The sequence below is a fragment of the Pseudomonas sp. Tav-5-1A genome, from assembly GCF_055755055.1.
The window spans coordinates 35,335-59,601 of record NZ_CM146901.1; the positions used below are offsets into that span (position 1 = coordinate 35,335).

At 65.2% G+C, this 24,267-nt stretch carries 29 protein-coding genes; 13 read left to right on the plus strand and 16 right to left on the minus strand.

What is annotated here, in order from left to right:
* Positions 1 to 7: 7 nt before the first annotated feature.
* Genes rsmB through def form a run of 3 tightly spaced genes read right to left on the minus strand, consistent with a single transcriptional unit; the run spans position 8 to position 2,821 of the window.
* Positions 8 to 1,321 carry a 16S rRNA (cytosine(967)-C(5))-methyltransferase RsmB gene (gene rsmB, locus AC0J42_RS00160; protein ID WP_473004978.1) on the minus strand — a complete coding sequence of 438 codons (1,314 nt, stop codon included), beginning with the start codon at positions 1,319 to 1,321 and terminating at the stop codon, positions 8 to 10.
* Positions 1,318 to 2,256: a methionyl-tRNA formyltransferase gene (gene fmt, locus AC0J42_RS00165; protein WP_473004979.1), complete on the minus strand. Its 939-nt coding sequence runs from the start codon at positions 2,254 to 2,256 to the stop codon at positions 1,318 to 1,320. The genes rsmB and fmt overlap by 4 nt, the downstream gene beginning before the upstream one ends.
* A 58-nt stretch (positions 2,257 to 2,314) precedes the next feature.
* Positions 2,315 to 2,821, minus strand: a complete 507-nt coding sequence (gene def / locus AC0J42_RS00170) for a peptide deformylase (protein ID WP_416421677.1) — start codon at positions 2,819 to 2,821, stop codon at positions 2,315 to 2,317.
* A 150-nt stretch (positions 2,822 to 2,971) separates the two neighbouring features.
* On the opposite strand from def, the gene AC0J42_RS00175 reads away from it, so the two are divergent.
* The 3 genes from AC0J42_RS00175 to tsaC all read left to right on the plus strand — a co-directional run bounded on the left by AC0J42_RS00175 (position 2,972) and on the right by tsaC (position 5,773).
* Positions 2,972 to 3,997, plus strand: coding sequence for a LysM peptidoglycan-binding domain-containing protein (locus AC0J42_RS00175; protein WP_416421678.1), 1,026 nt, complete (start codon positions 2,972 to 2,974; stop codon positions 3,995 to 3,997).
* A gap of 90 nt (positions 3,998 to 4,087) precedes the next feature.
* Positions 4,088 to 5,182, plus strand: a complete 1,095-nt coding sequence (dprA, locus tag AC0J42_RS00180; protein WP_473004980.1) for a DNA-processing protein DprA — start codon at positions 4,088 to 4,090, stop codon at positions 5,180 to 5,182.
* A gap of 36 nt (positions 5,183 to 5,218) precedes the next feature.
* Entirely contained in the window at positions 5,219 to 5,773 is a 555-nt protein-coding gene (tsaC, locus tag AC0J42_RS00185) for an L-threonylcarbamoyladenylate synthase type 1 TsaC (protein WP_473004981.1), read from the plus strand.
* A gap of 102 nt (positions 5,774 to 5,875) precedes the next feature.
* Here tsaC and AC0J42_RS00190 read toward each other — a convergent pair whose 3' ends face one another.
* On the minus strand, positions 5,876 to 6,850 hold the full coding sequence (locus AC0J42_RS00190) for an NADPH:quinone reductase (protein ID WP_473004982.1): 975 nt from the start codon (positions 6,848 to 6,850) through the stop codon (positions 5,876 to 5,878).
* 166 nt (positions 6,851 to 7,016) lie between these two features.
* Here AC0J42_RS00190 and hemF point away from each other — a divergent pair, with 166 nt between their 5' ends.
* A complete protein-coding gene (gene hemF / locus AC0J42_RS00195; protein WP_416421682.1) occupies positions 7,017 to 7,931 on the plus strand; it encodes an oxygen-dependent coproporphyrinogen oxidase in 915 nt (304 codons plus the stop codon).
* Positions 7,932 to 7,985: 54 nt separating this feature from the next.
* Positions 7,986 to 8,810, plus strand: a complete 825-nt coding sequence (gene aroE / locus AC0J42_RS00200) for a shikimate dehydrogenase (protein WP_416421683.1) — start codon at positions 7,986 to 7,988, stop codon at positions 8,808 to 8,810.
* Here the strand turns inward: aroE and AC0J42_RS00205 are convergent.
* From AC0J42_RS00205 to betC, 3 genes are all read right to left on the minus strand, one after another.
* Positions 8,807 to 10,375, minus strand: coding sequence for a SulP family inorganic anion transporter (locus AC0J42_RS00205; protein WP_473004983.1), 1,569 nt, complete (start codon positions 10,373 to 10,375; stop codon positions 8,807 to 8,809). The two genes, aroE and AC0J42_RS00205, sit on opposite strands and share 4 nt — an antisense overlap.
* Positions 10,376 to 10,471: 96 nt before the next feature.
* On the minus strand, positions 10,472 to 11,392 hold the full coding sequence (choX, locus tag AC0J42_RS00210; protein ID WP_473004984.1) for a choline ABC transporter substrate-binding protein: 921 nt from the start codon (positions 11,390 to 11,392) through the stop codon (positions 10,472 to 10,474).
* A gap of 17 nt (positions 11,393 to 11,409) precedes the next feature.
* Entirely contained in the window at positions 11,410 to 12,930 is a 1,521-nt protein-coding gene (gene betC / locus AC0J42_RS00215) for a choline-sulfatase (RefSeq protein ID WP_473004985.1), read from the minus strand.
* Between the two features lie 115 nt (positions 12,931 to 13,045).
* Between betC and AC0J42_RS00220 the strand changes: the two genes are divergently transcribed.
* On the plus strand, positions 13,046 to 13,960 hold the full coding sequence (locus AC0J42_RS00220; protein ID WP_473004986.1) for a choline sulfate utilization transcriptional regulator: 915 nt from the start codon (positions 13,046 to 13,048) through the stop codon (positions 13,958 to 13,960).
* 34 nt (positions 13,961 to 13,994) lie between these two features.
* Complete coding sequence (locus tag AC0J42_RS00225; RefSeq protein WP_416421688.1) at positions 13,995 to 14,327, plus strand: DOPA 4,5-dioxygenase family protein; 333 nt, start codon at positions 13,995 to 13,997, stop codon at positions 14,325 to 14,327.
* Positions 14,328 to 14,442: 115 nt separating this feature from the next.
* Here the strand turns inward: AC0J42_RS00225 and AC0J42_RS00230 are convergent, their stop codons facing one another.
* From AC0J42_RS00230 to trpB, 4 genes are all read right to left on the minus strand, one after another.
* Positions 14,443 to 14,895 carry an anti-virulence regulator CigR family protein gene (locus tag AC0J42_RS00230; RefSeq protein WP_473004987.1) on the minus strand — a complete coding sequence of 151 codons (453 nt, stop codon included), beginning with the start codon at positions 14,893 to 14,895 and terminating at the stop codon, positions 14,443 to 14,445.
* 33 nt (positions 14,896 to 14,928) lie between these two features.
* Positions 14,929 to 15,369, minus strand: coding sequence for a hypothetical protein (locus tag AC0J42_RS00235; protein ID WP_416421690.1), 441 nt, complete (start codon positions 15,367 to 15,369; stop codon positions 14,929 to 14,931).
* Between the two features lie 125 nt (positions 15,370 to 15,494).
* The gene (gene trpA / locus AC0J42_RS00240) at positions 15,495 to 16,307 is read right to left on the minus strand and encodes a tryptophan synthase subunit alpha (RefSeq protein ID WP_473004988.1); all 813 of its coding nucleotides are present in this window, start codon (positions 16,305 to 16,307) and stop codon (positions 15,495 to 15,497) included.
* Entirely contained in the window at positions 16,304 to 17,527 is a 1,224-nt protein-coding gene (trpB, locus tag AC0J42_RS00245; protein ID WP_416421692.1) for a tryptophan synthase subunit beta, read from the minus strand. The genes trpA and trpB overlap by 4 nt, the downstream gene beginning before the upstream one ends.
* A 113-nt stretch (positions 17,528 to 17,640) precedes the next feature.
* On the opposite strand from trpB, the gene AC0J42_RS00250 reads away from it, so the two are divergent.
* On the plus strand, positions 17,641 to 18,537 hold the full coding sequence (locus AC0J42_RS00250) for a LysR family transcriptional regulator (RefSeq protein ID WP_473004989.1): 897 nt from the start codon (positions 17,641 to 17,643) through the stop codon (positions 18,535 to 18,537).
* Here AC0J42_RS00250 and AC0J42_RS00255 read toward each other — a convergent pair.
* On the minus strand, positions 18,534 to 18,857 hold the full coding sequence (locus tag AC0J42_RS00255) for an ElaB/YgaM/YqjD family protein (protein WP_416421694.1): 324 nt from the start codon (positions 18,855 to 18,857) through the stop codon (positions 18,534 to 18,536). The two genes, AC0J42_RS00250 and AC0J42_RS00255, sit on opposite strands and share 4 nt — an antisense overlap.
* Positions 18,858 to 19,007: 150 nt before the next feature.
* On the opposite strand from AC0J42_RS00255, the gene AC0J42_RS00260 reads away from it, so the two are divergent.
* Both AC0J42_RS00260 and AC0J42_RS00265 read left to right on the plus strand, forming a co-directional pair.
* Complete coding sequence (locus tag AC0J42_RS00260; protein ID WP_416421695.1) at positions 19,008 to 19,223, plus strand: dodecin; 216 nt, start codon at positions 19,008 to 19,010, stop codon at positions 19,221 to 19,223.
* 123 nt (positions 19,224 to 19,346) lie between these two features.
* On the plus strand, positions 19,347 to 19,562 hold the full coding sequence (locus tag AC0J42_RS00265; protein WP_416421696.1) for a DUF1161 domain-containing protein: 216 nt from the start codon (positions 19,347 to 19,349) through the stop codon (positions 19,560 to 19,562).
* 38 nt (positions 19,563 to 19,600) lie between these two features.
* Here AC0J42_RS00265 and AC0J42_RS00270 read toward each other — a convergent pair whose 3' ends face one another.
* On the minus strand, positions 19,601 to 20,602 hold the full coding sequence (locus tag AC0J42_RS00270; RefSeq protein WP_473004990.1) for an LLM class flavin-dependent oxidoreductase: 1,002 nt from the start codon (positions 20,600 to 20,602) through the stop codon (positions 19,601 to 19,603).
* Positions 20,603 to 20,801: 199 nt separating this feature from the next.
* Between AC0J42_RS00270 and AC0J42_RS00275 the strand changes: the two genes are divergently transcribed.
* Both AC0J42_RS00275 and AC0J42_RS00280 read left to right on the plus strand, forming a co-directional pair.
* Positions 20,802 to 21,230, plus strand: a complete 429-nt coding sequence (locus AC0J42_RS00275) for an OsmC family protein (protein WP_416421698.1) — start codon at positions 20,802 to 20,804, stop codon at positions 21,228 to 21,230.
* Between the two features lie 85 nt (positions 21,231 to 21,315).
* Entirely contained in the window at positions 21,316 to 21,552 is a 237-nt protein-coding gene (locus AC0J42_RS00280) for a DUF1161 domain-containing protein (protein ID WP_416421699.1), read from the plus strand.
* Here AC0J42_RS00280 and AC0J42_RS00285 read toward each other — a convergent pair.
* A complete protein-coding gene (locus tag AC0J42_RS00285; RefSeq protein WP_473004991.1) occupies positions 21,549 to 21,962 on the minus strand; it encodes a PA0061/PA0062 family lipoprotein in 414 nt (137 codons plus the stop codon). The two genes, AC0J42_RS00280 and AC0J42_RS00285, sit on opposite strands and share 4 nt — an antisense overlap.
* A 50-nt stretch (positions 21,963 to 22,012) precedes the next feature.
* Positions 22,013 to 22,426 carry a PA0061/PA0062 family lipoprotein gene (locus AC0J42_RS00290; protein ID WP_416421701.1) on the minus strand — a complete coding sequence of 138 codons (414 nt, stop codon included), beginning with the start codon at positions 22,424 to 22,426 and terminating at the stop codon, positions 22,013 to 22,015.
* A 59-nt stretch (positions 22,427 to 22,485) separates the two neighbouring features.
* On the opposite strand from AC0J42_RS00290, the gene AC0J42_RS00295 reads away from it, so the two are divergent.
* Positions 22,486 to 23,574 carry an aminopeptidase gene (locus AC0J42_RS00295; RefSeq protein WP_473004992.1) on the plus strand — a complete coding sequence of 363 codons (1,089 nt, stop codon included), beginning with the start codon at positions 22,486 to 22,488 and terminating at the stop codon, positions 23,572 to 23,574.
* Between the two features lie 32 nt (positions 23,575 to 23,606).
* Here AC0J42_RS00295 and AC0J42_RS00300 read toward each other — a convergent pair whose 3' ends face one another.
* Positions 23,607 to 24,254 carry an HAD family hydrolase gene (locus AC0J42_RS00300; RefSeq protein WP_473004993.1) on the minus strand — a complete coding sequence of 216 codons (648 nt, stop codon included), beginning with the start codon at positions 24,252 to 24,254 and terminating at the stop codon, positions 23,607 to 23,609.
* Positions 24,255 to 24,267: the final 13 nt, after the last annotated feature.

A 24,267-nucleotide genomic window follows, 5' to 3' on the forward strand; every position in this document is an offset into this window, starting at 1 on the left:
ACTCCTGTCAGCTCGCGCGCTGGGCGGCGATCTTGATCAGCTTGGCATAGTAGAAACCGTCGTGGCCGCCTTCCTGGGCCAGCAGCTGGCGGCCGTGGGGCTGCTTGATGCCGGCCATGGTGGCCAGGTCCAGCTCGCGGGCGCCAGGGGTACGGGCCAGGAAGGCCTCGATGACCTCGGTGTTTTCCGTGGGCAGCGTCGAGCAGGTGGCGTACAGCAGCACGCCGCCCACTTCCAGGGTTGGCCACAGCGCGTCCAACAGCTCGCCTTGCAGCGTGGCCAGGGCCTGGATGTCATCGGGCTGGCGGGTGAGCTTGATGTCCGGGTGGCGGCGGATCACGCCGGTGGCCGAGCACGGGGCGTCGAGCAGGATACGGTTGAAGCTTTGCTTGTCCCACCACTGGGCTGTGTCGCGGGCATCGCAGGCGATCAGCTGGGCGTCGAGGCCCAGGCGGTCGAGGTTTTCGCGCACGCGCACCAGGCGCTTGGCTTCCAGGTCGATGGCCACCACGCCTTTCAGCGCAGGTTCGGCTTCCAGCAGGTGGCAGGTCTTGCCACCGGGGGCACAGCAGGCGTCGAGCACGCGCTGGCCGGGGGCAAGGTCGAGCAGGTCGGCGGCCAGCTGCGCGGCCTCGTCCTGCACGCTGATCCAGCCGTCGGCGAAGCCGGGCAGGTCGCGCACGTCGCAGGCCTGCTCCAGCACGATGCCGTCGCGGCTGAACTGACAGGCGCTGGCGCTGACTTCGGCCTGCTCGAGCAACTTCAAATAGGCGTCGCGGCTGTGGTGGCGGCGGTTTACCCGCAGAATCATCGGCGGGTGAGCGTTGTTGGCCGCGCAGATGGCTTCCCACTGGTCCGGCCAGAAGGCCTTCAGCGACTTCTGCAGCCAGCGTGGGTGCGCGGTGCGTACCACCGGGTCGCGTTCCATTTCTGCCAGCAGGTCGTTGCCCTCGCGCTGGGCGCGGCGCAGCACGGCGTTGAGCAGGGCCTTGGCCCAGGGCTTCTTGAGCTTGTCGGCGCAGCCCACGGTTTCGCCGATGGCGGCGTGGGCCGGCACGCGGCTGTAGAACAGCTGGTACAGGCCCACCAGCATCAGCGCCTCGACGTCGGCGTCGGCAGCCTTAAACGGCTTTTGCAGGAGTTTTTCGGCCAGGGCTGACAGCCGCGGCTGCCAGCGCGCGGTGCCGAAGGCCAGGTCCTGGGTGAAGCCGCGGTCGCGGGCTTCCACCTTGTCCAGTTGCAGCGGCAGCGAGCTGTTCAGCGAGGCCTTGCCGCTGAGGACGGCGGCCAGGGCGCGGGCGGCGGCGAGACGCGGGTTCATTGGCCCAGCACCGCGCCGACGGCGAATTTCTCGCGGCGGCTGTTGAACAGGTCACTGAAGTTCAGCGGCTTGCCGCCGGGGAACTGCAGGCGGGTCAGGCACAGGGCCTGGTCGCCGCAGGCCACCACCAGGCCGTCCTTGCTGGCGCCCAGGATGGTGCCGGGCGCGCCCTGCCCTTCGCAGGTAGTGGCGGCCAGCACTTTCACGGCTTCGCCGTTCAGGGTGCTGTGGCAGATGGGCCACGGGAAGAAGGCGCGCACCAGGCGCTCCAGCACTTCGGCCGGTTGGCTCCAGTCGATGCGTGCCTCGTCCTTGTTCAGCTTGTGGGCGTAGGTGGCCAGGCTGTCGTCCTGCACCTCGCCTTGCAGCGTGCCGGCGGCCAGGCCGGCGATGGCTTCGATCACCGCCGGTGGGCCCATCTGCGCCAGGCGGTCGTGCAGGCTGCCGCCGGTGTCGTCGGCGCTGATCGGGGTGCTGACCTTGAGCAGCATCGGCCCGGTGTCGAGGCCCGCTTCCATGCGCATCACGGTCACGCCGCTTGCGGCGTCGCCAGCCTGCACCGCACGCTGGATTGGCGCGGCACCGCGCCAGCGTGGCAGCAGCGAGGCGTGGCTGTTGATGCAGCCCAGGCGCGGGATATCCAGCACCACCTGCGGTAGGATCAGGCCGTAGGCCACCACCACCATCAGGTCGGGCTTGAGCGCGGCCAGTTCGGCCTGGGCGTCTTCGTTGCGCAGGGTGGGCGGTTGCAGCACGGGGATGCCGTGCTCCAGCGCCAGCTGTTTCACAGGGCTGGGCATCAGTTTCTGGCCACGGCCGGCCGGGCGGTCCGGTTGGGTGTACACGGCGACCACTTCATAAGGGCTGGCCAGCAGGGCCTTGAGGTGTTCGGCGGCAAATTCGGGCGTGCCCGCGAAAACGATGCGCATGCTCATGGATTACTCGCTGGAAAAGAAAAAGGCTTGCCGTGGCAAGCCTTTGGAATGTGAGGGGTCAAGCTTGCTGGCGGTGGGCTTTTTCCAGCTTCTTCTTGATCCGGTCACGCTTGAGCGTAGACAGGTAATCGACGAAGAGCTTGCCGTTGAGGTGGTCGCACTCGTGCTGGATGCACACGGCCAGCAGGCCTTCGGCGATCAGCTCGTAGGCCTTGCCGTCACGGTCCAGGGCCTTGATCTTGACGCGCTGCGGGCGGTCTACGTTTTCGTAGAAGCCGGGCACCGACAGGCAGCCTTCCTGGTATTGGCCCATTTCGTCGGTCAGGGACTCGAACTCGGGGTTGATGAACACCATGGGGGCGCTGCGATCTTCGCTCAGGTCCATGACCACCACGCGCTTGTGCACGTTGACCTGGGTGGCCGCCAGCCCGATGCCAGGCGCTTCGTACATGGTTTCAAACATGTCATCGACCAACTGGCGAACTTCGTCATCCACCACGGCCACGGGCTTGGCGATGGTACGCAGACGCGAGTCTGGAAATTCGAGGATGTTTAAAATAGCCATATGCGTATTTGCTGCACTGTGAGGTAAAGTCAAAGGTAGCAGCCGCGCAAGGTGCTTGGGGGCGGTCTGCCTGTCAAACGTTCTCCCAGGGAGAGAAGGGCCGCGTGGGCTGCGTTTCACGTGAACGTACATAATAAAGGGATTCACGGCATGAGGAAATCACTACTCGCCCTGCTGCTCATGGCGTGCGCCGGCCTGGCCAACGCCGATGTGCAGCTCAAGGACGGTTATCCACAGCGCTACACTGTGGTTCAGGGCGACACACTTTGGGACATTTCCGCCAAATTCCTGCGCCAGCCGTGGCAGTGGCCGCAGATCTGGCACGCCAACCCGCAAATCGCCAACCCTGACCTGATCTACCCCGGCGACTCGCTGGTGCTGAGCTATGTCAACGGCCAGCCGCAGCTAATGCTGGAGCGCGGCGCATCGCGCGGCACCATCAAGCTGTCGCCGCACATCCGCAGCACGCCGGTGGCCGAGGCCATCCCGAGCATCCCGCTGCAGTCGATCAACGCCTTCCTGCTCAGCAACCGCATCCTCGACAGCAGCGAGGCGTTCGACAGCGCGCCCTACATCGTCGCTGGCCAGGGCGAGCGGGTGGTCAGCGGCATGGGCGACCGTATCTATGCGCGCGGCAGCTTCGACCCGGCCCATGCCTCCTACGGTATTTTTCGCAAGGGCAAGGTCTACACCGACCCTGTCACCCACGAGCAGCTGGGCGTGAACGCCGACAATATGGGCGGCGGCGAAGTAGTAGCTACCGAGGGCGACATCGCCACCATCAACCTGCAGCGCTCCAGCGAGGAAGTGCGCCTGGGCGACCGCCTGTTCGTCAGCGAGGAGCGGCCGGTGAACTCCACCTTCCTGCCCAGCGCGCCGAGCCGGCAGATCAGCGGCACCATCGTGGATGTGCCACGGGGTGTTACACAGATCGGCAAGTACGACGTGGTCACCCTGGACCGTGGCAACCGCGACGGGCTCAAGGAGGGCAACGTCCTGGCCATCTACAAGACCGGTGAAACCGTACGCGACCGGGTGACCGGCGAGCAGGTGAAAATACCCGACGAGCGGGCCGGCCTGCTGATGGTGTTCCGCACTTATGAAAAGCTCAGCTATGGTTTAGTGCTCAACGCCAATCGCTCCCTGGCAGTGATGGACAAGGTGAAAAATCCCTAGCCCGTCGGGAAAGTTGTCAAACAGTTACCAACAGAGTTATCCACAGCTTTTGCCTGCCGCTATACAGGGGCCTGAATCAAGGATGATCAGATGCCGCTCTTTGCCAACGATGCACTTCCCATGGATGAGCTGGAGGCGCGGTTGCGCCTCCATCGCTTGACCGACACCGGGCCAAAACGCTTCCACCAGTTGTTCGAAGCCTTCGGTTCGGCAGCCGAGGCGCTGCGGGCGCCGCTATCGGCCTGGCGCGCGATGGGCATGACCGCGGCCGCCTGCGAGGCCCGCGACAGCCCTGCGGTAAAAGCCGGCAGCAAGGCCGCAATGGCCTGGCTAGAGCGTCCGGGCCAGCATTTGCTGATGTTTGACGACCCTGGCTACCCTGCCCTGCTGGCCGAAACCAGCGGCGCACCGCCGCTGCTGTTCGTTGCCGGCGACCCCGCCATCCTGGAAAAACCGCAGCTGGCCATCGTCGGCAGCCGCCGTGCATCGCGCCCTGGCCTGGACACCGCCGCGGCCTTCTCGCGCAGCCTGGCCAAGGCCGGTTTCGTCATCACCAGTGGTCTCGCTGCCGGGGTGGACGGTGCCGCTCACCAGGCCGCCCTGGACGTCGGCGGCCAGACAATCGGCGTGTTGGGCACAGGTATCGAAAAACTTTATCCACAGCGGCACAAGGCACTCGCGGCGCGGATGGCTGCCGAGGGCAGCGCGGTGGTTTCCGAGTTCCCACTGGACGCCGAGCCCATCCCCGCCAACTTCCCGCGGCGCAACCGCATCATCAGCGGCTTGTCCCTGGGCGTGCTGGTGGTGGAGGCCAGCCTGGCCAGTGGCTCGCTGATTACCGCGCGCCTGGCCAACGAACAGGGCCGCGAGGTGTACGCCATCCCCGGCTCCATCCACCACCCGGGCGCCAAGGGCTGCCACCAGTTGATTCGCGATGGCGCGCAACTGGTGGAGACCGTGGAACACATTCTCGAGCCGCTGCGCGGCTGGCAGCGGGTGACACTGCCGGCGCCAATGGTGGACCACCCGCTGCTGGCGCTGCTGCACGCAGCGCCGCAAAGCAGCGAGGCGCTTATGCGTTCCAGCGACTGGCCGCTGCCCAAGCTGCTGGAGGCGCTCACCGAGCTGGAGCTTGAGGGGCGCGTGGTCAACGAGGCCGGGCGTTGGTTTGCGCGCTCCAGCTAAGTACACTGCTCACAGCATTCAAGCGGAGTAACAGTGATGGTGAGCAGTTGGCGTGTGCAACAAGCCGCGCGTGATGTGAAGGCAGGCGCGGTGATTGCCTATCCAACCGAAGCGGTTTGGGGTCTGGGCTGTAACCCGTGGGACGCGGAAGCGGTCTATCGGTTGCTGGCGATCAAGTCACGGCCTGTGGATAAAGGCCTGATCCTGGTGGCGGACAACATCCGCCAGTTCGATTTCCTCTTCGAGGATTTCCCCGAGATCTGGCTGGACCGCATGGCCAGCACCTGGCCGGGCCCCAACACCTGGCTGGTGCCGCACCAGGGCCTGCTGCCCGAGTGGATCACCGGCAAGCACAACAGCGTGGCGATTCGTGTCAGCGACCACCCGCTGGTGCGTGAGCTGTGTTCGCTGGTGGGGCCGATCGTGTCGACCTCCGCCAACCCGACCGGGCGGCCGCCAGCCATGAACCGCCTGCGCATCGAACAGTATTTCCGTGGCCAGGTGGACCTGGTGCTGAACGGTGAACTGGGCGGGCGCAAGAACCCCAGCGTCATCCGCGACCTGGTGACCGGCGACGTGATTCGCCCTTGACAACGGCCGCAAACACCGCTTCGTAGCAGCGGCCGCAGGCCGCGTCAGGCACCAACGCGGTGCCTGGGACGCGGCCTGCGGCCGCTGCTACGAAGTGTGGGGTTACGGCAGCAGAATGGTCGAACCCATGGTGCGCCGTGCCGACAGCTCGGTCTGCGCCTTCGCCGCTTCGGCCAACGGGTAACGCTGGCTGATCTCCACGTCCAGCTTGCCGCTGGTGATCATCCCGAACAGCTCGTCAGCCATGGCCTGCAGGGTGCTGGCGGTGGCGTAGGTGCCCAGGGTGGGACGGGTCACGTACAGCGAGCCCTTGGACGCCAGGATACCCAGGTTGACGCCGCTGACCGCGCCCGAGGCGTTGCCGAAGCTGACCACCAGGCCGCGCGGTTCCACGCAGTCCAGCGAGGTTTCCCAGGTGTCCTTGCCGACGCCGTCGTACACCACCTGGCATTTCTTGCCATCGGTCAGCTCAAGCACGCGTTTGGTCACGTCTTCGCGGCTGTAGTCGATGGTTTCCCAGGCACCCAGGGCCTTGGCCCGCGCGGCTTTTTCCGGCGAGCTGACGGTGCCGATCAGCCGGGCGCCGATGGCTTTGGCCCACTGGCAGGCCAGGGAGCCGACACCGCCGGCGGCGGCGTGGAACAGAATGGTTTCGTCGCGTTTCAGTTCGTAGGTCTGGCGGAACAGGTACTGCACGGTCAGGCCCTTGAGCATCACTGCGGCGGCCTGTTCGAAGCTGATGGCCTCCGGCAGCTTCACCAGCACGGCGGCCGGCAGGGTGTGCACTTCGCTATAAGCGCCCAGCGGGCCGCCGGCGTAGGCCACGCGGTCGCCGACCTTCACCGAGGTCACTTCGCTGCCCACCGCCTCTACCACGCCCGCGCCTTCGGTGCCCTGCCCCGACGGCAGGGACGGCGCCGGGTACAGGCCGCTGCGGTAGTAGGTGTCGATGTAGTTCAGGCCGATGGCCTTATTGCGTACCCGAACTTCCTGCGGGCCCGGCTCGGCTGGCTGGAAGTCGACGAATTCGAGGACTTCCGGACCACCGTTAGTGCTGAACTGAATACGTTTGGCCATCTGCAATCTCCTGAAACAGGCATGGAAAGCCCCTATCGGACGCCTTTGTAACCGCGCCGTCAACCGCTCAAAGTGGGCCGCGGGTGCTATGCTACGCGCCGAATTTGCTCTCGGGCGGCGGTAATCCCCAGCGCTGCCCGGCCTTTGCCCGTTACAAGGTGATGCCATGACTACCCGCACCGAAGCCGTAAAAGCCTACCTGCTCGACCTGCAAGAGCGGATCTGCAGCGCCCTTGAAACTGAAGACGGTGGCGCCCGTTTTGTCGAGGACGCGTGGAACCGCGCCGCCGGTGGCGGCGGCCGCACCCGGGTGATCGAGAACGGCACGGTGATCGAGAAAGGCGGGGTCAACTTCTCCCACGTCTTTGGCAGCGGCCTGCCGCCGTCGGCCAGCGCCCACCGCCCGGAACTGGCGGGCCGTGGCTTCGAAGCCCTGGGCGTGTCGCTGGTGATCCACCCGCACAACCCCCACGTGCCTACGTCCCATGCCAACGTGCGCTTCTTCATTGCCGAGAAGGAAGGTGAAGAAGCGGTGTGGTGGTTCGGTGGCGGCTTCGACCTGACGCCCTACTACGCCAACGAAGACGACTGCATTCACTGGCACCGCGTGGCCGAGCGCGCCTGCGCGCCGTTTGGCGAAGACGTGTACCCGCGCTACAAGGCCTGGTGCGACCGCTATTTCCACATCAAGCACCGCAACGAACCGCGCGGCGTGGGCGGCCTGTTCTTCGACGACCTGAACGAATGGGACTTCGACACCAGCTTCGCCTTCATGCGCGCCATCGGCGACGCCTACCTGGAGGCGTACCTGCCCATCGTGCAGCGCCGCAAGGCCATGGCCTACACCCAGCAGCAGCGCGAATTCCAGGAGTTCCGCCGTGGCCGCTACGTGGAATTCAACCTGGTGTACGACCGTGGCACCCTGTTCGGCCTGCAGTCGGGCGGCCGCACCGAGTCGATCCTGATGTCGCTGCCGCCGCAAGTGCGCTGGGGCTACGATTGGAAGGCGGCGCCGGGCAGCGAAGAAGCGCGCCTGACCGACTACTTCCTCACCGACCGCGACTGGCTCGGCCAGGCCTGACGGCCGCTGTGGATAACCTATTATTTGCCTGCCCTTGAATTAGGAACTGCCTGCATGGACCGTTACGTCGTCTTCGGTAACCCGATTGGCCACAGCAAGTCGCCCGCCATCCACCGCCTGTTTGCCGAGCAGACCGGCCAGGCCATGGAATACGGCGCGCGGCTGGCGCCGCTGGATGACTTTGCCGGCAACGCCCTGGAGTTTTTCCAGGACGGCCTGGGCGCCAACGTGACGCTGCCGTTCAAGGAAGACGCCTTCCGCCTGTGCAGCGTGCTCACCCCCCGCGCCCAGCGCGCCGGCGCGGTGAACATGCTCACGCGCCTACCCGACGGCACCCTGCGTGGCGACAACACCGACGGCGTGGGCCTGGTGCGCGACCTGCTGAACAACGCCGGCGTCACCCTCAAGGGCAAGCGCATTTTGCTGCTGGGTGCCGGTGGCGCGGTGCGCGGCGTGGTGGAATCGCTGCTGGAACAGCAGCCGGTGTCGCTGGTCATCGCCAACCGCACCGTGGACAAGGCCGAGCTGCTGGCGCAGATCTTTGCCGGCCTGGGCCCGGTGGCCGCCAGCGGTTTCGACTGGCTGGAAGAGCCGGTGGACGTGATCATCAACGCCACCTCGGCCAGCCTTGCCGGTGACCTGCCGCCGATCAAGAGCAGCCTGATCCAGCCGGGCGTCACCGTGTGCTACGACATGATGTACGGCAAGGAGCCCACGCCGTTCTGCCGCTGGGCGGCCGAGCACGGCGCCGCCCAGGCCCTGGATGGCTTCGGCATGCTGGTGGAACAGGCCGCCGAGGCCTTCACCTACTGGCGTGGCGTGACCCCCGATTCGAAGACGGTGATGGCCACCCTGCGCCAGGAAATGGCCGCCGGTTAACCTTCGAACTGGATGGGGCAGTTGGCCGCCCCTTCCAGCTTGTGCAGCTCCTCGATCACCTGCGCCCGCGCGTGGCGCAGGGTCAGGCTGCGGGCCTGGGCGCGCAGCCGCCGTGCTTCCTGGTGCAGCATCTCCACCCCCGAATAATCGATGAAGTTGATCTGTTGCGCGTCGATCACCACGCGCTGGCCCTGCGCGCGCTGCAGCCGCACCTGCAGGTAATGGCTGGCGCCGAAGAAGATCGAACCTCCTACGCGCAGGACTTCCTCGTCGCCGTCACGCCACTGCTGCACCCGCGGTTGCGAGGTGCGCTTGAGGTAGAAGAACAGCGACGCCAGCACCCCGGCGTAGATGGCCGTCTGCAGCTCCAGCAGCAGGGTCGCCAGGCACGTGAGCGCCATCACCACGAACTCCGAGCGGCTGACCCGGAACAGCGCGCGAATGCCGCGGTGGTCCACCAGCCCCCAGCTGATCAGCAGGATGCTGCCGGCCATGGCGGCAATGGGAATCTGCGCGATCAGCTGCGCGCCGGTGACCGCGAACAGCGCCACCCACAGGGCCGAGAACACCCCCGCCAACGGCGAGCAGGCGCCGGCCTCATAGCTGAGCCCGGAGCGGGTGAACGAGCCCGCCGACAGCGATCCGGAGAAGAATGCACCGATGACATTCGACAGGCCCTGGGCGCGAACCTCCTGGTTGGCGTCGAGCAACTGTTGCGAACGTGTGGCGATCGAGCGGGCAATCGACAGGCTGGTCACCAGCCCCAGCATGCCCACGGCCACGGCGCTGGGCAGCAGCCGCAGCACCAGCGCCGGGTCCGTGGGCAGCGGGCTGAACGGCGGCAACTGGCCGACGAACTCGCTGACCCGGCGCACGTGGCTGAACATCCCCGGCCACAGCCACGCCAGCAGGCTGCCGCTGACCAAGGCAATCAGCAGCGTCGGCCAGCGCGGCACCAGCGCCTTCAGCACCAGGCCCAGCACCAGGGTGAACAACCCCAGCAGCAGCGACGGCTGGTCCACTTCGGCCAGGTGCTGGAACAGGTTGCCGAGGCTGGCCAGCGCCGTGGCCTGGCTGCTCAGCTCCATGCCCAACAGGCTTGGCAGCTGGCCGATGGCAATGACCATGGCGGCGCCGAGGGTGAAGCCCAGCACCACCGAATGGGAGACAAAATTCACCAGCGCGCCGAAGCGCAGCATGCCCAGCAGCCACTGGAAAATGCCGGCGAGGAAGGTCAGCAGCAGGATCAGCGTCACGTAGTCCTGGGTGGCCGGCACCGCCAGCGGGCTGACGCTGGCGTACAGCACGATGGAAATAGCCGCCGTGGGCCCGCAGATCAGGTGCCACGACGAGCCCCACAGGCAGGCGATCAGCACCGGGATGATGGCGGCGTACAGGCCGTATTCCGGCGGCAGGCCGGCGATCAGCGCGTAGGCGATGGACTGCGGCAACGCCAGGATCGCGCCGCTCAGGCCCACCACCAGGTCACGGCTGACGCTGGCGCGGGTCTGGCGTGGGAGCCAGGCCAGGAAGGGCAGGATTTTTTCCAGTCGGGTACCGCGCATGAGGCTCTCTGTTTGCTGGTCTTTCCCGTGGGAGCTGGCTTGCCAGCGAGCTTTTCAGGGGGCAAGAAACTCGCTGGCAAGCCAGCTCCCACAGGGTTAAAGCTTGGCTTTCACGGCGGGCAGCGCGTCCTGCCCGTCCACGGTCTTCACGCCGTCCAGCCACTTGTCCAGCACCGTGGGGTTGGCCTTGATCCACTTCTTCGCCGCGTCCGGGTAGCTGGCCTTGGTCTTCACTACGTCGGCCATGATGCTGTTCTCCATGTCCTGGGTAAAGGTCAGATTGCCCAGCAACTTGGCGACGTTCGGGCACGCCTGTGCATAACTCTTGCGGGTCAGGGTGTAGACGCTGCCGCTGGCGCCGAAGTACGCCTCGCCGCCGCTCAGGTAGTGCATCTTGATCTCGACGTTCATCGGGTGCGGGGTCCAGCCCAGGAACACAATGAAGCGCTGTTTATCCACAGCCCGGCGCACTTCCGACAACATCGCCTGCTCGCTGGATTCCACCAGTTTCCATTGGCCCAGGTCGAATTCGTTTTTCTTGATGATCTGCTGGATCGACAGGTTCGCCGGCGCGCCGGAGCCGATGCCGTAGATCTTGCCGCCGAACTTGTCGGCGTATTTGTTCAGGTCGGCGAAGCTGTGCACTCCGGCGTCCCACACGTAGTCCGGCACCGCCAGGGTGAACTCGGTGCCTTCCAGGTTCTTGGCGTACTGGGTGACGTCGCCGGTGGCCACGAACTTGTCGTAGAAACCCTGTTGCGCCGGCATCCAGTTGCCGAGGAAGACATCCACCTTGCCGTCTTTCAGGCCGCCGTAGGCAATGGGTACCGCCAGGCTGTCGACCTTGGCCTTGTAGCCCATGCCGTCCAGCAGCAGGCCGGTGATGGCGTTGGTGGAGGCGATGTCGCTCCAGCCGGGGTCGGCCATCTGCACCGTGCTGCAGCTTTGCTCATCGGCCAGTGCCTTCAGGCTGGCCACGGCCAGCAACGCGGATACCACCACTGTGGATAACTTCATCGGCTTCCCCTCATCGATTATTGATCTTGGCAGGGTTGTGGATAACGGGCCTTGCGCTCCAGGTCATCGAGGTCGATGTGGTTGCGCATGTACTGCTGGCTGGCGTCCACCCACGGCTGGTGATCCCAGCTCTTCAGCGTGCCCAGGCTCAGGGCCTGGGCCACCAGGCGGCGCCGGCGCTGGCTGGCCAGCACCTGTTGGCGTATGGCCGCCACGTCCCACTTGGCGCGCGCCTCGGCCAGCAGCGCGGCGAACAGCGTCGCGTGTTGCGGCGATTGGCTCAGGTCTTCGCGTTCGTGCGGGTCATGGCGCACGTCGAAGAGTAGGCAAGGGTCGTCCTCGCTGTAGATAAATTTGTGCTCGCTGCGGCGAATCATCATCAGCGGGCCCACCGTGCCTTCGGCCATGTACTCGCCGAACACCTCGTCGTGGCCGCCCTGCCCTTGCAGGTGGCCCACCAGCGAGCGGCCGTCCAGCGGCAAGCGCGGGTCGACTTCACCGCCGGCCAGTTCCACCAGGGTCGGCAGCAAGTCGGCGGTGGAGACTGCCGCGCTCACCCGCCCGGCCTGGAACTGCCCCGGTGCACAGACCAGCAGCGGCACCCGCGCCGACATCTCGAACCAGTGCATCTTGTACCAGAGCCCGCGCTCGCCGAGCATGTCGCCGTGGTCGCCGGAGAAGACGATGATGGTGTCCTCCGCCAGGCCGGTTTCCTCCAGCGTCTGCAGCAGCTTGCCGACGTTGCTGTCGATGTAGCTGCAGGCGCCGAAATAGGCGCGGCGGGCGTCGCGAATCTTGTCCACAGGCAGCGGCTTGTCCCACAGGTCGTACACCTTGAGCAGGCGCTGGGAGTGCGGGTCCAACTCATGCTGCCCAGGCACATTGGCCGGCAGCGGGATGTCCTCGTCGCGGTACAGGTCCCAGAAGCGCTTGGGAATGGTGTAGGGGTCGTGGGGGTGGGTCATGGACACGGTCAGGCAGAACGGCTGGCTGCCGTCCTCGCGCACGTGGTCGAACAGATATTGCTGGGCCTTGAACACCACCTCTTCATCGAAATCCAGCTGGTTGGTGCGCACGCATGGCCCGGCCTGCAGCACCGAGGACATGTTGTGGTACCAGCTGGGGCGCACGTCGGGTTCATCCCAGTTCACTGCCCAGCCGTAGTCGGCGGGGTAGATGTCGCTGGTCAGGCGCTCTTCATAGCCATGCAGCTGGTCCGGGCCGCAGAAATGCATCTTCCCCGATAACGCGGTGCGGTAGCCCAGGCGCCGCAGGTAGTGGGCATAGGTGGGCACGTCGGCGGGGAAATCGGCGGCGTTGTCGTAGGCGCCGATCTTGCTGGGCAACTGGCCGCTCACCAGGGTGAAGCGCGACGGCGCGCACAGCGGGCTGTTGCAGTAGGCGGCGTCGAACACCACGCCGCTGGCGGCCAGGCGGCTCAGGTGGGGCAGCTTGATCGGCGAGTTCTGGGCATAGAAGGGCAACAGCGGCGCGGCCATCTGATCGGCCATGATGAAGAGAATATTCTTGCGCTTCATGGGTGGGCGGCATTCCATAGTGTTGAATTATGCGAAAGTGCTTCCAACCGAGCATGCGACCGCGCTGCCGTGCGGTAAAGCCCACGTCAGGCAATGCCTAGGATAAGCCCAGCTAATGTTTGATAGCCTCGCCGACCTGTCCCTCGACCTGCTCCGCGCCTTCGAATGCGCCGCCCGCCAGCGCAGCTTCACCGCCGCCGCGGCCGAACTGGGCACCACCCAGCCCGCCGTCAGCCAGCAGATCAAGCGCCTGGAAGAACAACTGGCCACGCGCCTGTTCGACCGCATCTACCGCGGCATCGAACTCACCGACGCTGGCCGCAGCCTATTCGATGCGGTGCAGGCCGGCTTCGGCCAGATCGACGAAGCCCTGGCCGCCCTCACCGCCCAGCCCCAGCACGAGGTGCTGCAGGTGGCCACCGACTTCGCCTTCGCTGCCTACTGGCTGATGCCACGCCTGCACCGCTTCCACCAGGCCCACCCCCATGTCGATGTCAGCCTGGTGACCAGCGAGCGCAGCCACGCCATGCTGCGCAGCGACATCGACGTCGCCGTGCTGTTCGGCGACGGCCGCTTTAAACAGGGCGACAGCCATTGGCTGTTTGCCGAAGAAGTCTTCCCGGTGTGCAGCCCGCGCCTGCTTGAAAAGCAAACCACCCCCCTGCCCGCCCAAGCCCTGCTCGACCTGCCGCTGCTGCACCTGCGCGGCGAAAGCACCACCCACTGGTTCAACTGGACCACCCTGTTCCGCCACCTGCACATCCCCAGCGCCCCGGCCCCGGGCCAACTGCGCTTCGACAACTACACCCTGCTGATCCAGGCCGCCATCGCCGGCCAGGGCGTGGCCATCGGCTGGCGCCACCTGGTGGACGCGTTGATCGAGCAGGGCCTGCTGTGCCGGCCCATCGCTGCAACGGCCAGTTCGGCGCTGGGGTATTACGTGGTGGTGCCGCAACGGAAACGGCGGGGGGAGATGGTGGGGCGGTTTGTGGAGTGGTTGATGGCTGAGCAGGCTCAAGGCACTAACTGATAATCTTCGGTTATCCACAAGCGGGAGAAAGACTGTGCAACCAATCCAGGGCTACCACGCCCACATCTATTTCGACGCCTCCACCCTCGACCAAGCGCGCGCCCTGTGCGAAGAAGCCGCGCGGTTGTTTCCCGTGGTGATGGGGCGTGTGCATGAGAAGCCGGTGGGGCCGCACCCGGACTGGAGCTGCCAGTTGGCGTTCGGGCCGCAGGTGGTGGCGCAGGTGTTGCCGTGGCTGGCGATGAACCGCAAGGGGCTGGTGGTGTTCATGCACCCGCTGAGCGGGGATGAGTTGGCGGACCACCGTGATCATGCGATCTGGATGGGGGCGGTGCGGCCGTTGAAGTTGTCGATTTTCGGCGGGTGATGCACCCAATCCCGTAGCAGCGGCCATCAGGCCGCGTCCCTGACGCCTCGGTATGTCTGGTGTACCGGGGTGTTCAGGACGCAGCCTTTGGCAGCTGCCACGGGGGGGTGTTATTTCAGTTCAACACACCATCGAGGATCTCGTAGACCACGCCGGTACCTACCGAGATCAGCACCACGTCGTTGCCCAGGCGGCGCCACTCGTAGCCGGGGTAGCGTGGCAGCTGCGACAGCGCGCGGCTGTCCAGGCGCTTGCCGTAGCCGTGGGGCAGCGGGCGGCCTTTGACCACGTGGACGTTCGGTGGCAGCGGGCTGCCGTGGCCGAAGCTGTCGCGGTGCTGCTGGATGGTCTGGCGCACAGGGCCGAAGTCCTGTGGTGGGCGGTTGCCGCCGCCAGCGTGTTGCTGCTGTTGCGGCGCGCCATGCTCGTCGCCGCGCGGGCCACCTTGTTGCTGGTGCTGTTCACCGCCCTGGCGCTGGTCGTTCGGGCCTGGGGCAGCTTGCAGCAATGGGGTGACGCCAACCAGCAGCACGCCCATGCCTGCGATCAGGGATTTTGGCAGTTTCATACGCGTTCCTCGCGGTGGTGTGTCAAAAATGAATCAGTAGGCCAGGACGCCTTGCAGCACCTGGTAAACCACACCGGTGCCATCCTGGATCAGCACGATATCCGGGCCGTAGGCGATCCATTGGTAGCCTGGGTAGTACGGCAATTGTTCCAGTTCACGCGGGCCCAGCGGGCGACCGTAGCCGGGCGCCAACGGGCGGCCCTGGACGACGAACACGCCTGGCGGCAGGCGCTCGGCACGGCCGAAGTAGCCACGGTGTTCGAAGGCGTGCTGGCGGATGGGGCCGAAATCACGGGGCGGGCCGCCATGGTCGAAGCGGTGGTCGTCACGATGGTCGTCGCGGTGGTCATCGCGATGATCGTAGTGGCCACGGTCATCCGGGCCACCCGGGCCCCATTGGTCGGCATGGGCCAGGGATGTCATGCCGACAAGCACGAGCCCCAGGCTGGCAATCAATGGTTTGGAGAGTTTCATCGAGCGAATCCTCACTGCTCAAACAACAAAAAAGGGAACCAGATCTTACGGATCAGGTTCCCTCTGGTCTGTGAAATTAGTCCGGAAAATCAGCAACTAATTCCTTTGTAACAAATTATTTACCTTCAGCTGACACGGGCCTTACGCACGCCCAGGGCCAATTGCGAACACAGCTCAAGTACATCCCCCACGGCCTGGTCTGGCGAGCTGGCCTTGGCGATCTTGTCCACCAGTGCCGAACCCACCACTACACCGTCGGCCAGGCGTGCGATGGCAGCGGCCTGCTCGGGGGTGCGGATGCCGAAACCGACGCTGATCGGCAGGCTGGTGTGGCGGCGCAGGCGCTCGATGGCGCTGCTGACGGCCTCGGTGGTGGCAGAGCCGGCACCGGTCACGCCGGCCACCGACACGTAGTAGACGAAGCCGGAGCTGCGCTCCAGCACGCGCGGCAGGCGCACGTCGTCGGTGGTGGGCGTGGTCAGGCGGATGAAGTCGATGCCCGCGGCCTGGGCCGGGGTGGCCAGCTCGGCGTCGTGCTCGGGTGGCAGGTCGACGATGATCAGGCCGTCCACGCCCACTTCGCGGGCCTCGGCCACGAAGGCCTCGACGCCAAAGCGGTGAATGGGGTTGTAGTAGCCCATCAGCACGATTGGCGTGGTGTCGTTGCCAACCCGGAACTCGCGCACCATCTGCAGGGTTTTCTTCAGGGTCTGGCCGGCATCCAGGGCGCGCAGGGTGGCGAGCTGGATGGCCACGCCGTCGGCCATGGGGTCGGTGAACGGCATGCCCAGCTCGATCACGTCGGCGCCGGCGGCCGGCAGGCCCTTGAGGATGGCCAGGGAGGCGTCGTAGCCAGGGTCGCCGGCAGTGACGAAGGTCACCAGGGCGGCGCGGCCCTCGGCTTTCAGATCGGCGAAGCGTTGTTCAAGACGGCTCATGCCAGTTTCTCCTGCTCGGCGGCGGCCATATGGCTCATCACGGTTTGCATGTCTTTGTCGCCACGGCCCGAGAGGCAGACGACCATCAGGTGATCCTTGGGCAGGGTAGGCGCGCGCTTGATGGCTTCGGCCAGGGCGTGGGCGGTCTCCAGCGCCGGGATGATGCCTTCCAGGCGGCAGGTGGTGTGGAACGCGGCCAGGGCTTCGTCATCGGTGATGCTGACGTAGTTCACGCGCTTGATCTCGTGCAACCAGGCGTGTTCCGGGCCGATGCCAGGGTAGTCCAGGCCGGCGGAGATCGAGTGGGCGTCGGTGATCTGGCCGTCGTCGTCCTGCAGCAGGTAGGTGCGGTTGCCGTGCAGCACGCCCGGCACGCCGCCGTTGAGGCTGGCCGCGTGCTTGTCGGTGTCCACGCCGTGGCCGGCGGCTTCAACGCCGTAGATTTCCACGCTGGCGTCGTCCAGGAACGGGTGGAACAGGCCCATGGCATTGGAACCGCCGCCCACGCACGCCACCAGGCTGTCGGGCAGGCGCCCTTCCTTGGCGTGCAGTTGCTCGCGGGTTTCCTTGCCGATGATCGACTGGAAGTCGCGGACCATGGCCGGGTATGGGTGCGGGCCGGCGACGGTGCCGATCAGGTAGAAGGTGTCGTCGACGTTGGTCACCCAGTCGCGCAGCGCTTCGTTCATGGCGTCTTTCAGGGTACCGGTGCCAGCGGTGACCGGCACGATCTCGGCACCCAGCAGGCGCATGCGGAATACGTTGGCCTGTTGGCGCTCGATGTCGGTGGCGCCCATGTAGATCACGCAAGGCAGGCCGAAGCGGGCAGCGACGGTGGCGGTGGCCACGCCGTGCATGCCGGCGCCGGTTTCGGCGATCAGGCGTTTCTTGCCCATGCGCTTGGCCAGCAGCACCTGGCCGATACAGTTGTTCACCTTGTGCGCGCCGGTGTGGTTCAGCTCTTCGCGCTTGAAGTAGATTTTGGCGCCGCCGCAGTGTTCGGTCAGGCGCTCGGCGAAGTACAGCGGGTTCGGGCGGCCGATGTAGTCGCGCTGGAAGTAGGCCAGCTGCTCGAGGAATTCGGGGTCGGCCTTGGCGGCTTCGTATTCACGGGCCAGGTCGAGCACCAGCGGCATCAGGGTTTCAGCCACGTAGCGGCCGCCGAAGGCGCCAAACAGGCCGTTGGCATCCGGGCCGTTGCGCAAGTTAGTCTGGGTCATGGGTCGCTCCAGGTGAAAAGTGATGGGCTAGCTATGAATCTACTGTAACCACGGCGGCCGGCGAAAAAAACCGATAAGATTGCTGCAACCTGTCAGGAAAACTCACAGATACCATGAGCCGCGACCTGCCCCCCCTCAACGCCCTGCGCGCGTTCGAAGCCACTGCCCGGCTGAACAGCGTAAGCCGCGCGGCCGAACAATTGCACGTGACCCACGGCGCCATCAGCCGCCAGCTGAAGGTGCTGGAAGAGCACCTGGGGGTGAGCCTGTTCGTCAAGGAAGGCCGTGGCTTGAAACTCACAGATGCCGGCCTGCGCCTGCGCGATGCCAGCGGTGATGCCTTCGAGCGCCTGCGCAGTGCCTGCGCCGAGATCAGCCAGGGCGCCAGCGACGCGCCCTTCGTGCTGGGCTGCTCCGGCAGCCTGCTGGCGCGCTGGTTTATCCCCAGGCTGGGCAAGCTCAACGCCGACCTGCCGGACCTGCGCCTGCACCTGTCCGCCGGCGAAGGCGACCTGGACCCGCGGCGCCCCGGCCTGGACGCCTGGCTGGTGTTCGCCGAGCCGCCGTGGCCGGCCGACATGCAGGTGTATGAACTGGCGCACGAACGTATCGGCCCGGTGCTGAGCCCGCGCTTTGCCCGTTTCGAAAAGTTGGCCGAGGCGCCTGCGCAGGTGCTTGCCGGCGAGCCGTTGCTGCACACCACTTCACGCCCGCAAGCGTGGCCCAATTGGGCGGGGGCCCACGGCATCGCGCCCGGCCAGTTGCACTACGGCCAGGGGTTCGAGCATTTGTATTATTTGCTGGAGGCGGCGGTGGCCGGCCTGGGGGTGGCCATCGCCCCGGAACCGCTGGTGATTGACGACCTGCGGGCGGGGCGACTGGCTGCGCCGTGGGGCTTCAGCGAAACCTCGGCGCGCCTGGCGCTATGGGTGCCGCGGCGCGCCGATGATGGGCGCGCCCGGCAGCTGGCGCACTGGCTCACCGCGGAGCTGGCGCGCCAGGTGGATTAGTTGCCGCGCTTGATCAGCAGGTAGCCGGCCAGCAGGCCCAGTGCGCCGATGGCCACGCCTGCGGTGGTCCAGGGGTGTTCCTGCGCGTAGTCGCGGGTGGCGACGCCGGTCTCGCGGGTTTTCACCTTCACGTCTTCGTACACGTCGCTGAGCAGATGACGCGAGTGTTTCAGGGCGTTTTCAGCGTTGGCGCGCAGGCTTTTCAGGGTTTTGCGCGACTCGTCGGACGCATCGTCCTTCAAGCTCTCCAGCGATTTGAGCAGACTTTCGATTTCCGCTTCCATGCTTTGCAACGAAGCTTTGCGAAGTGAAGTAGCCATAGGTGTCTCTCCTGCGTGGTGAGTTGCGTGTGTAAGTTTCCGACTGCGGCGCTTCAGGAAAGTGCAGTGCATCTGAACTTTTGCGCCCCGATTCGGCACAGAGCTAAAAGGCCACCTACGCTCAAGACCACTATCGAAAGGAGATTCACCATGTCTGACCATCGCACCTACAAGCTGATCGAACTGGTTGGTTCTTCGGCCAACAGCATCGAGGAAGCCATCAACAACGCCCTGGCCGAGGCCGGCAAGACCGTCAAGCACCTGGAGTGGTTCGAGGTGTTGGAAACCCGCGGCCACATCGAGAACAACAAGGCCGCGCATTTCCAGGTCACGCTGAAGGTCGGCTTCCGCATCGCAAACAGCTGACACGATTCTGGGAAGCGTCTTACTGGCCGAACGGCCAGTATTCCGCTACAAACAGTGCTGGGGGGCTCCGGCAATCTTGCCGGGGCGCTTGTCTGCTCATGATCTGACCAGGGAATGTGACCGATGAAGAATATTTTGTTGGCAGCAGGGTTGTTCTGCATGGCGGGTTCGGCACTGGCGGCGGGGAAGCCGTGTGAAGAACTGAAATCGGAAATCGCCGCGAAGCTCGACGCCAAGGGCGTCAGCCACTACACGCTGGAAATTGCCGACAAGGGCACCGGCGGCAAGGTTGTCGGTACCTGCGAGGCCGGCCGCAAGGAAATTGTGTACAAAAAATAAGCAGCTTGTGGGAGCTGGCAAGCCAGCTCCCACAGTTTTCAGCCCTTGGCGATCTGCGCCAGCAGTTCGTAGGAATGCAGCCGGTCGGCATGCTCATACAGGTCGCAGGTAAAGATCAACTCATCTGCCTGGGTCTGCTCCAGCAACACCTCCAGTTTTGCGCGAATCTTCTGTGGGCTGCCCACCATGGCCAGGCCCAGGAAGTCGGCGACCGCGGCTTTCTCGTGGGGTAGCCAGCGCCCTTCCATGCTGTCTACCGGCGGTTGCTGCACCAGGCTCTGGCCGCGCATCAGGTTGAGGATGCGCTGGTACACCGAGGTGGCCAGGTAGTCGGCCTGCTCGTCGGTGTCGGCGGCCACCAGTGGCACGCCCAGCATCACGTACGGCTTGTCCAGCACCGCCGAGGGCTTGAAGTGGTTGCGGTAGGTGCGAATCGCTTCATGCATGTAGCGCGGCGCGAAATGCGAGGCGAAGGCGTACGGCAGCCCGTACATGCCGGCCAGCTGGGCGCTGAACAGGCTGGAGCCCAGCAGCCAGATCGGCACCTGGGTGCCGGTGCCGGGCACGGCGATCACTTTTTGCTCAGGGGTGCGCGGGCCCAGGTAGCTCATCAGTTCCAGCACGTCATCGGGGAAGTCGTCGGCGCTGCCCGAGCGCTCGCGGCGCAGGGCGCGGGCGGTCATCTGGTCGGAGCCCGGCGCACGGCCCAGGCCCAGGTCGATGCGGCCCGGGTAAAGGCTTTCCAGGGTGCCGAACTGTTCGGCGACCACCAGCGGCGCATGGTTGGGCAGCATTACCCCGCCGCTGCCGACGCGGATGGTGGAGGTGCCGCCGGCCAGGTAGCCCAGCAGTACGGCGGTGGCCGAGCTGGCGATGCCGTCCATGTTGTGGTGCTCGGCGACCCAGAAGCGGTGGTAGCCGAATTTTTCCAGGTGTTGCGCCAGGTCCAGCGAGTTGCGCAGCGAGTGCGCCGGGCCCTTGTCGGCGCGCACGGGCACCAGGTCCAGGGCGGAATACTTGATATCGGAGAGTCGTTTCATGGGTAGCACTTCCTCAGGCGTCGAGTGGAAGGCTGGTGCACGCTGCCATGGGTAACACCACCCTGCCCTTTATCCAACAGTATGGGCATATTGAGAAACTTCAATACCATCTTGTCAATCGGTGTGAACTTGCAAGCCCTGCTGCCCCTCCTAACCTCAGTACCTGCGCGAACCTTCGCGTGCAACCCGAGGAGGCATCATGAAGAAGACAGCATCAGCCGTCTGGCAAGGCGGCTTGAAGGATGGCAAGGGCCAGATTTCCACTGAAAGCGGCGCGCTGAAGAGCAACCCTTATGGCTTCAACACCCGGTTCGAGGGGCAGCCTGGTACCAACCCGGAAGAGCTGATTGGTGCGGCTCATGCGGGTTGTTTCTCGATGGCCCTGTCGATGATCCTGGGCGGCGCCAACCTGACCGCCGACCGCATCGACACCATCGCCGAAGTCACCCTGGACAAGGTGGGCGAGGGTTTCGAAATCACCGCCGTGCACCTGATCCTGAAAGCCAAGGTGCCGGGCGCCACCAACGAGCAGTTCCAGGAACTGGCCAACAAGGCCAAGGAAGGCTGCCCGGTGTCGAAGGTGCTCAAGGGCGCCAAGATCAGCCTGGACGCCACGCTGGTCAGCTAGGCCGGCACTGGAACAGGTGATGGCATTTGTGGTCTAGATGTAGGAGCCGACCTGTCGGCTCCACCCGCAATTCAAGGATGCCATCATGATCAAGCGACTGATATTGACCCTCGCCTGCTGTGCTGCGGCCACCAGCGCCATGGCAGCCCCCAAGCCCTGTGAAGAACTGAAGGCCGAGATCGAAGCCAAGATCCAGGCCCAGGGCGTCACGTCCTACACCCTCGAAATCGTCAGCAACGAAGAAGTCCACGACAAGAACATGATCGTGGGTTCGTGCGAAGGCGGCAGCAAGAAAATCATCTACCAGAAGAACGACCGCTAGAACAGGCAGTTCACGGCACTGTCCTCCGCCACCACTTTCTTGCTCTGGTCGTATAGCCGCGCGCTCGGGTTCAGCCCCAGCGTGCGGGCTTCCAGCAGGTAGCGCTGGCCGGGCTGGAATGCATCGTAGCGCAGGGTGAGGTAGCAGGTTCGCTCATCCGCATCGATCAGGAACATGCTGCCCGAATAGATCTCGAAGTCGTAGCGCACCATCAGCTCGTGGCTGCCCGGGCTGACCTGGAAGTAGCGGCCGTCCTTGAGGCGCACGCCATCGAGGCGCTCGGCCATGACCACCTTGCCGCCCAGCATGGTCATGTCCACCCAGGCCTGTTGGGGATTGACCGGGGGCAAGGGGGTGATGCTGCAACCGGCCAGGGTAATGAATGATGCGACAGCAAGGGCGCGGCGCATGATGGGCTCCAAGGTGGGGACAGGCCTCCAGCATACCCCCGCGCGGCGGTCTACGTCGCTTGGCAGCCCGCCGGTTGCGCCTTGCCCACCATATAGCGTTGTTCGTCATACAGCTTGGCCCAGGGTTGGAAGCCCAGGCTGCCCGCCTCGAGCCGGTAGCGCTGGCCGGCGCTGAAGTCCTTGAAGCTGAGCTTCATCTTGCAGTCCCGCCACAGCGGCTGGGCCACCGGGCCGATATTGGTGGGGGCCACGGGGAATTGAAAAGTTACCCACAATTCATGAGCGCCTGGCTGCACTTCGAAGTAACGTGGATCGGTCCAGTCGTGGTTGTCGACCTTCACCGCCTTCAGCGAGTTGTCGGAGCCGGCTGCAAGGTCCACCCAGGCCTGGTGCGGGTCGGGGTCGGGCAAGGTCGAACAACCGGCCACGGCCGCCAGACCGCAGACAAGTAACAAGGCACGCATGGCAATACTCCCGATGGCAATGGTGGCCGGTTCGTCCCAATGAAGGATTCACCCGACAGATGATTGATCTTCTTTTTTTAAGGCGCGCAGACCCTGGGGCACTCGACCGCAAAATTCGCCGCTTGGTTCCCCTGTTGGCCGTTTTGCTGCTGAACGGTTGCTCCACCTATTACGGCCAGCTGCTTGATGGCCAGGTGCAACTCTTGAGGGCGCGCGAGCCGGTGAGCCGGGTGATCGCCGATCCTTCGCGCGACGCCAAGCTGCGCGCACAGCTGCGCCAGTCCCAGGCAGCGCGGGACTTTGCCAGCAGCCATCTGCACCTGCCGGACAACCGCAGTTACCGCCTGTACGCGGACGTGAAACGCAGTTCAGTGGTGTGGAACGTGTTTGCCACCAAGGAATTTTCCCTGGACCCGCAAACCCACTGCTTTCCGATAGCCGGTTGCGTGGCCTACCGTGGCTACTACAGCCTGGGGGCTGCCCGGGGTGAGGCGGCGCTGCAGAAGCAGGCCGGGATGGACGTGTACATTGGCGGGGTGGACGCGTACTCCACCCTGGGCTGGTTCGATGACCCGATCATCAACACCATGATGGACCGCGGCGACGAGCGCCTGGCCACGCTGATCTTCCACGAGCTGGCGCACCAGCGCTTCTACGTGAAGGACGACAGCGAGTTCAATGAGTCCTACGCCACCTTCGTCGAGCAGGAAGGCACCCGGCAATGGCGGGCGTACCAGGGCCTGCCGCCGGCCAACGTCGACCAGTCGAAGCAGATCCACCAGTTCACCCAACTGGTGCTCGACACCCGTGACCGCCTCAAGGCCCTGTACGCCCAGCCGTTGGCGCCGGCGGCCATGCGCCAGGCGAAGCAGCAGGCGTTCGAGCGCATGCGCGCCGATTACCGCCGGCTGCGCGACAGCCAGTGGAACGGCGACAAGCGCTATGACGCCTGGGTCAACGCGCCAATGAACAATGCCAAGCTGCTGCCGTTCGGGCTGTATGACCAGTGGGTGCCGGCGTTCGCGGCATTGTTCCGGCAGGTGAACGGCGATTGGCCGACGTTCTTCAGCGAAGTGGAGCGGTTGGGCAAGTTGCCGCCTGACCAGCGCAAGGCCGCATTGATCAAATTAAACACAAACGCCCCGTAGCAGCGGCCGCATGGCCGCGTCCCAGGCGCCGGTCAGGCCTTGAAAGCCTGGTGCAGCTCAGCCAGCGTATCGAAATGATAGGTCGGCGCCTCGGCCTCCAGCTCCTCGCGGCTGCCGAAGCCGTAGCCCACCGCCACCACGTCGAGGCCGTTGGCCTTGGCGCCGATCAGGTCGTGCTTGCGGTCGCCGATCATCAGCGTCTGGGCCGGGTCCAGGCCCTCTTCCTTGAGCAGGTGGGCGAGCAGCTCGACCTTGTTGGTGCGGGTGCCGTCCAGCTCGCTGCCGTAGATCACCTTGAAGTGCTTGGCGAAATCGAAATGCCGGGCGATCTCGCGGGCAAATTCCCACGGCTTGGAGGTGGCCACGTACAGGTGGCGGCCCTGGGCCTCCAGGGTTTCCAGCAGCTCGATCACGCCCTCGAACACTTCGTTTTCGTACAGGCCGGTGACCTTGAAGCGCTCGCGGTAGAAATTCACCGCCTGCCAGGCCTTCTCTTCCTCGAACCCGTAGAACTGCATGAACGCCTGCAGCAGCGGCGGGCCAATGAAGTGCTCGAGCTTGCGCAGGTCTGGCTCGATGATGCCGAGCTTTTCCAGGGCGTACTGGATCGAGCGGGTGATGCCTTCGCGCGGGTCGGTGAGGGTGCCGTCCAGGTCGAAGAGAATGTTCTGATAATGCATGGGAATTTTCCGA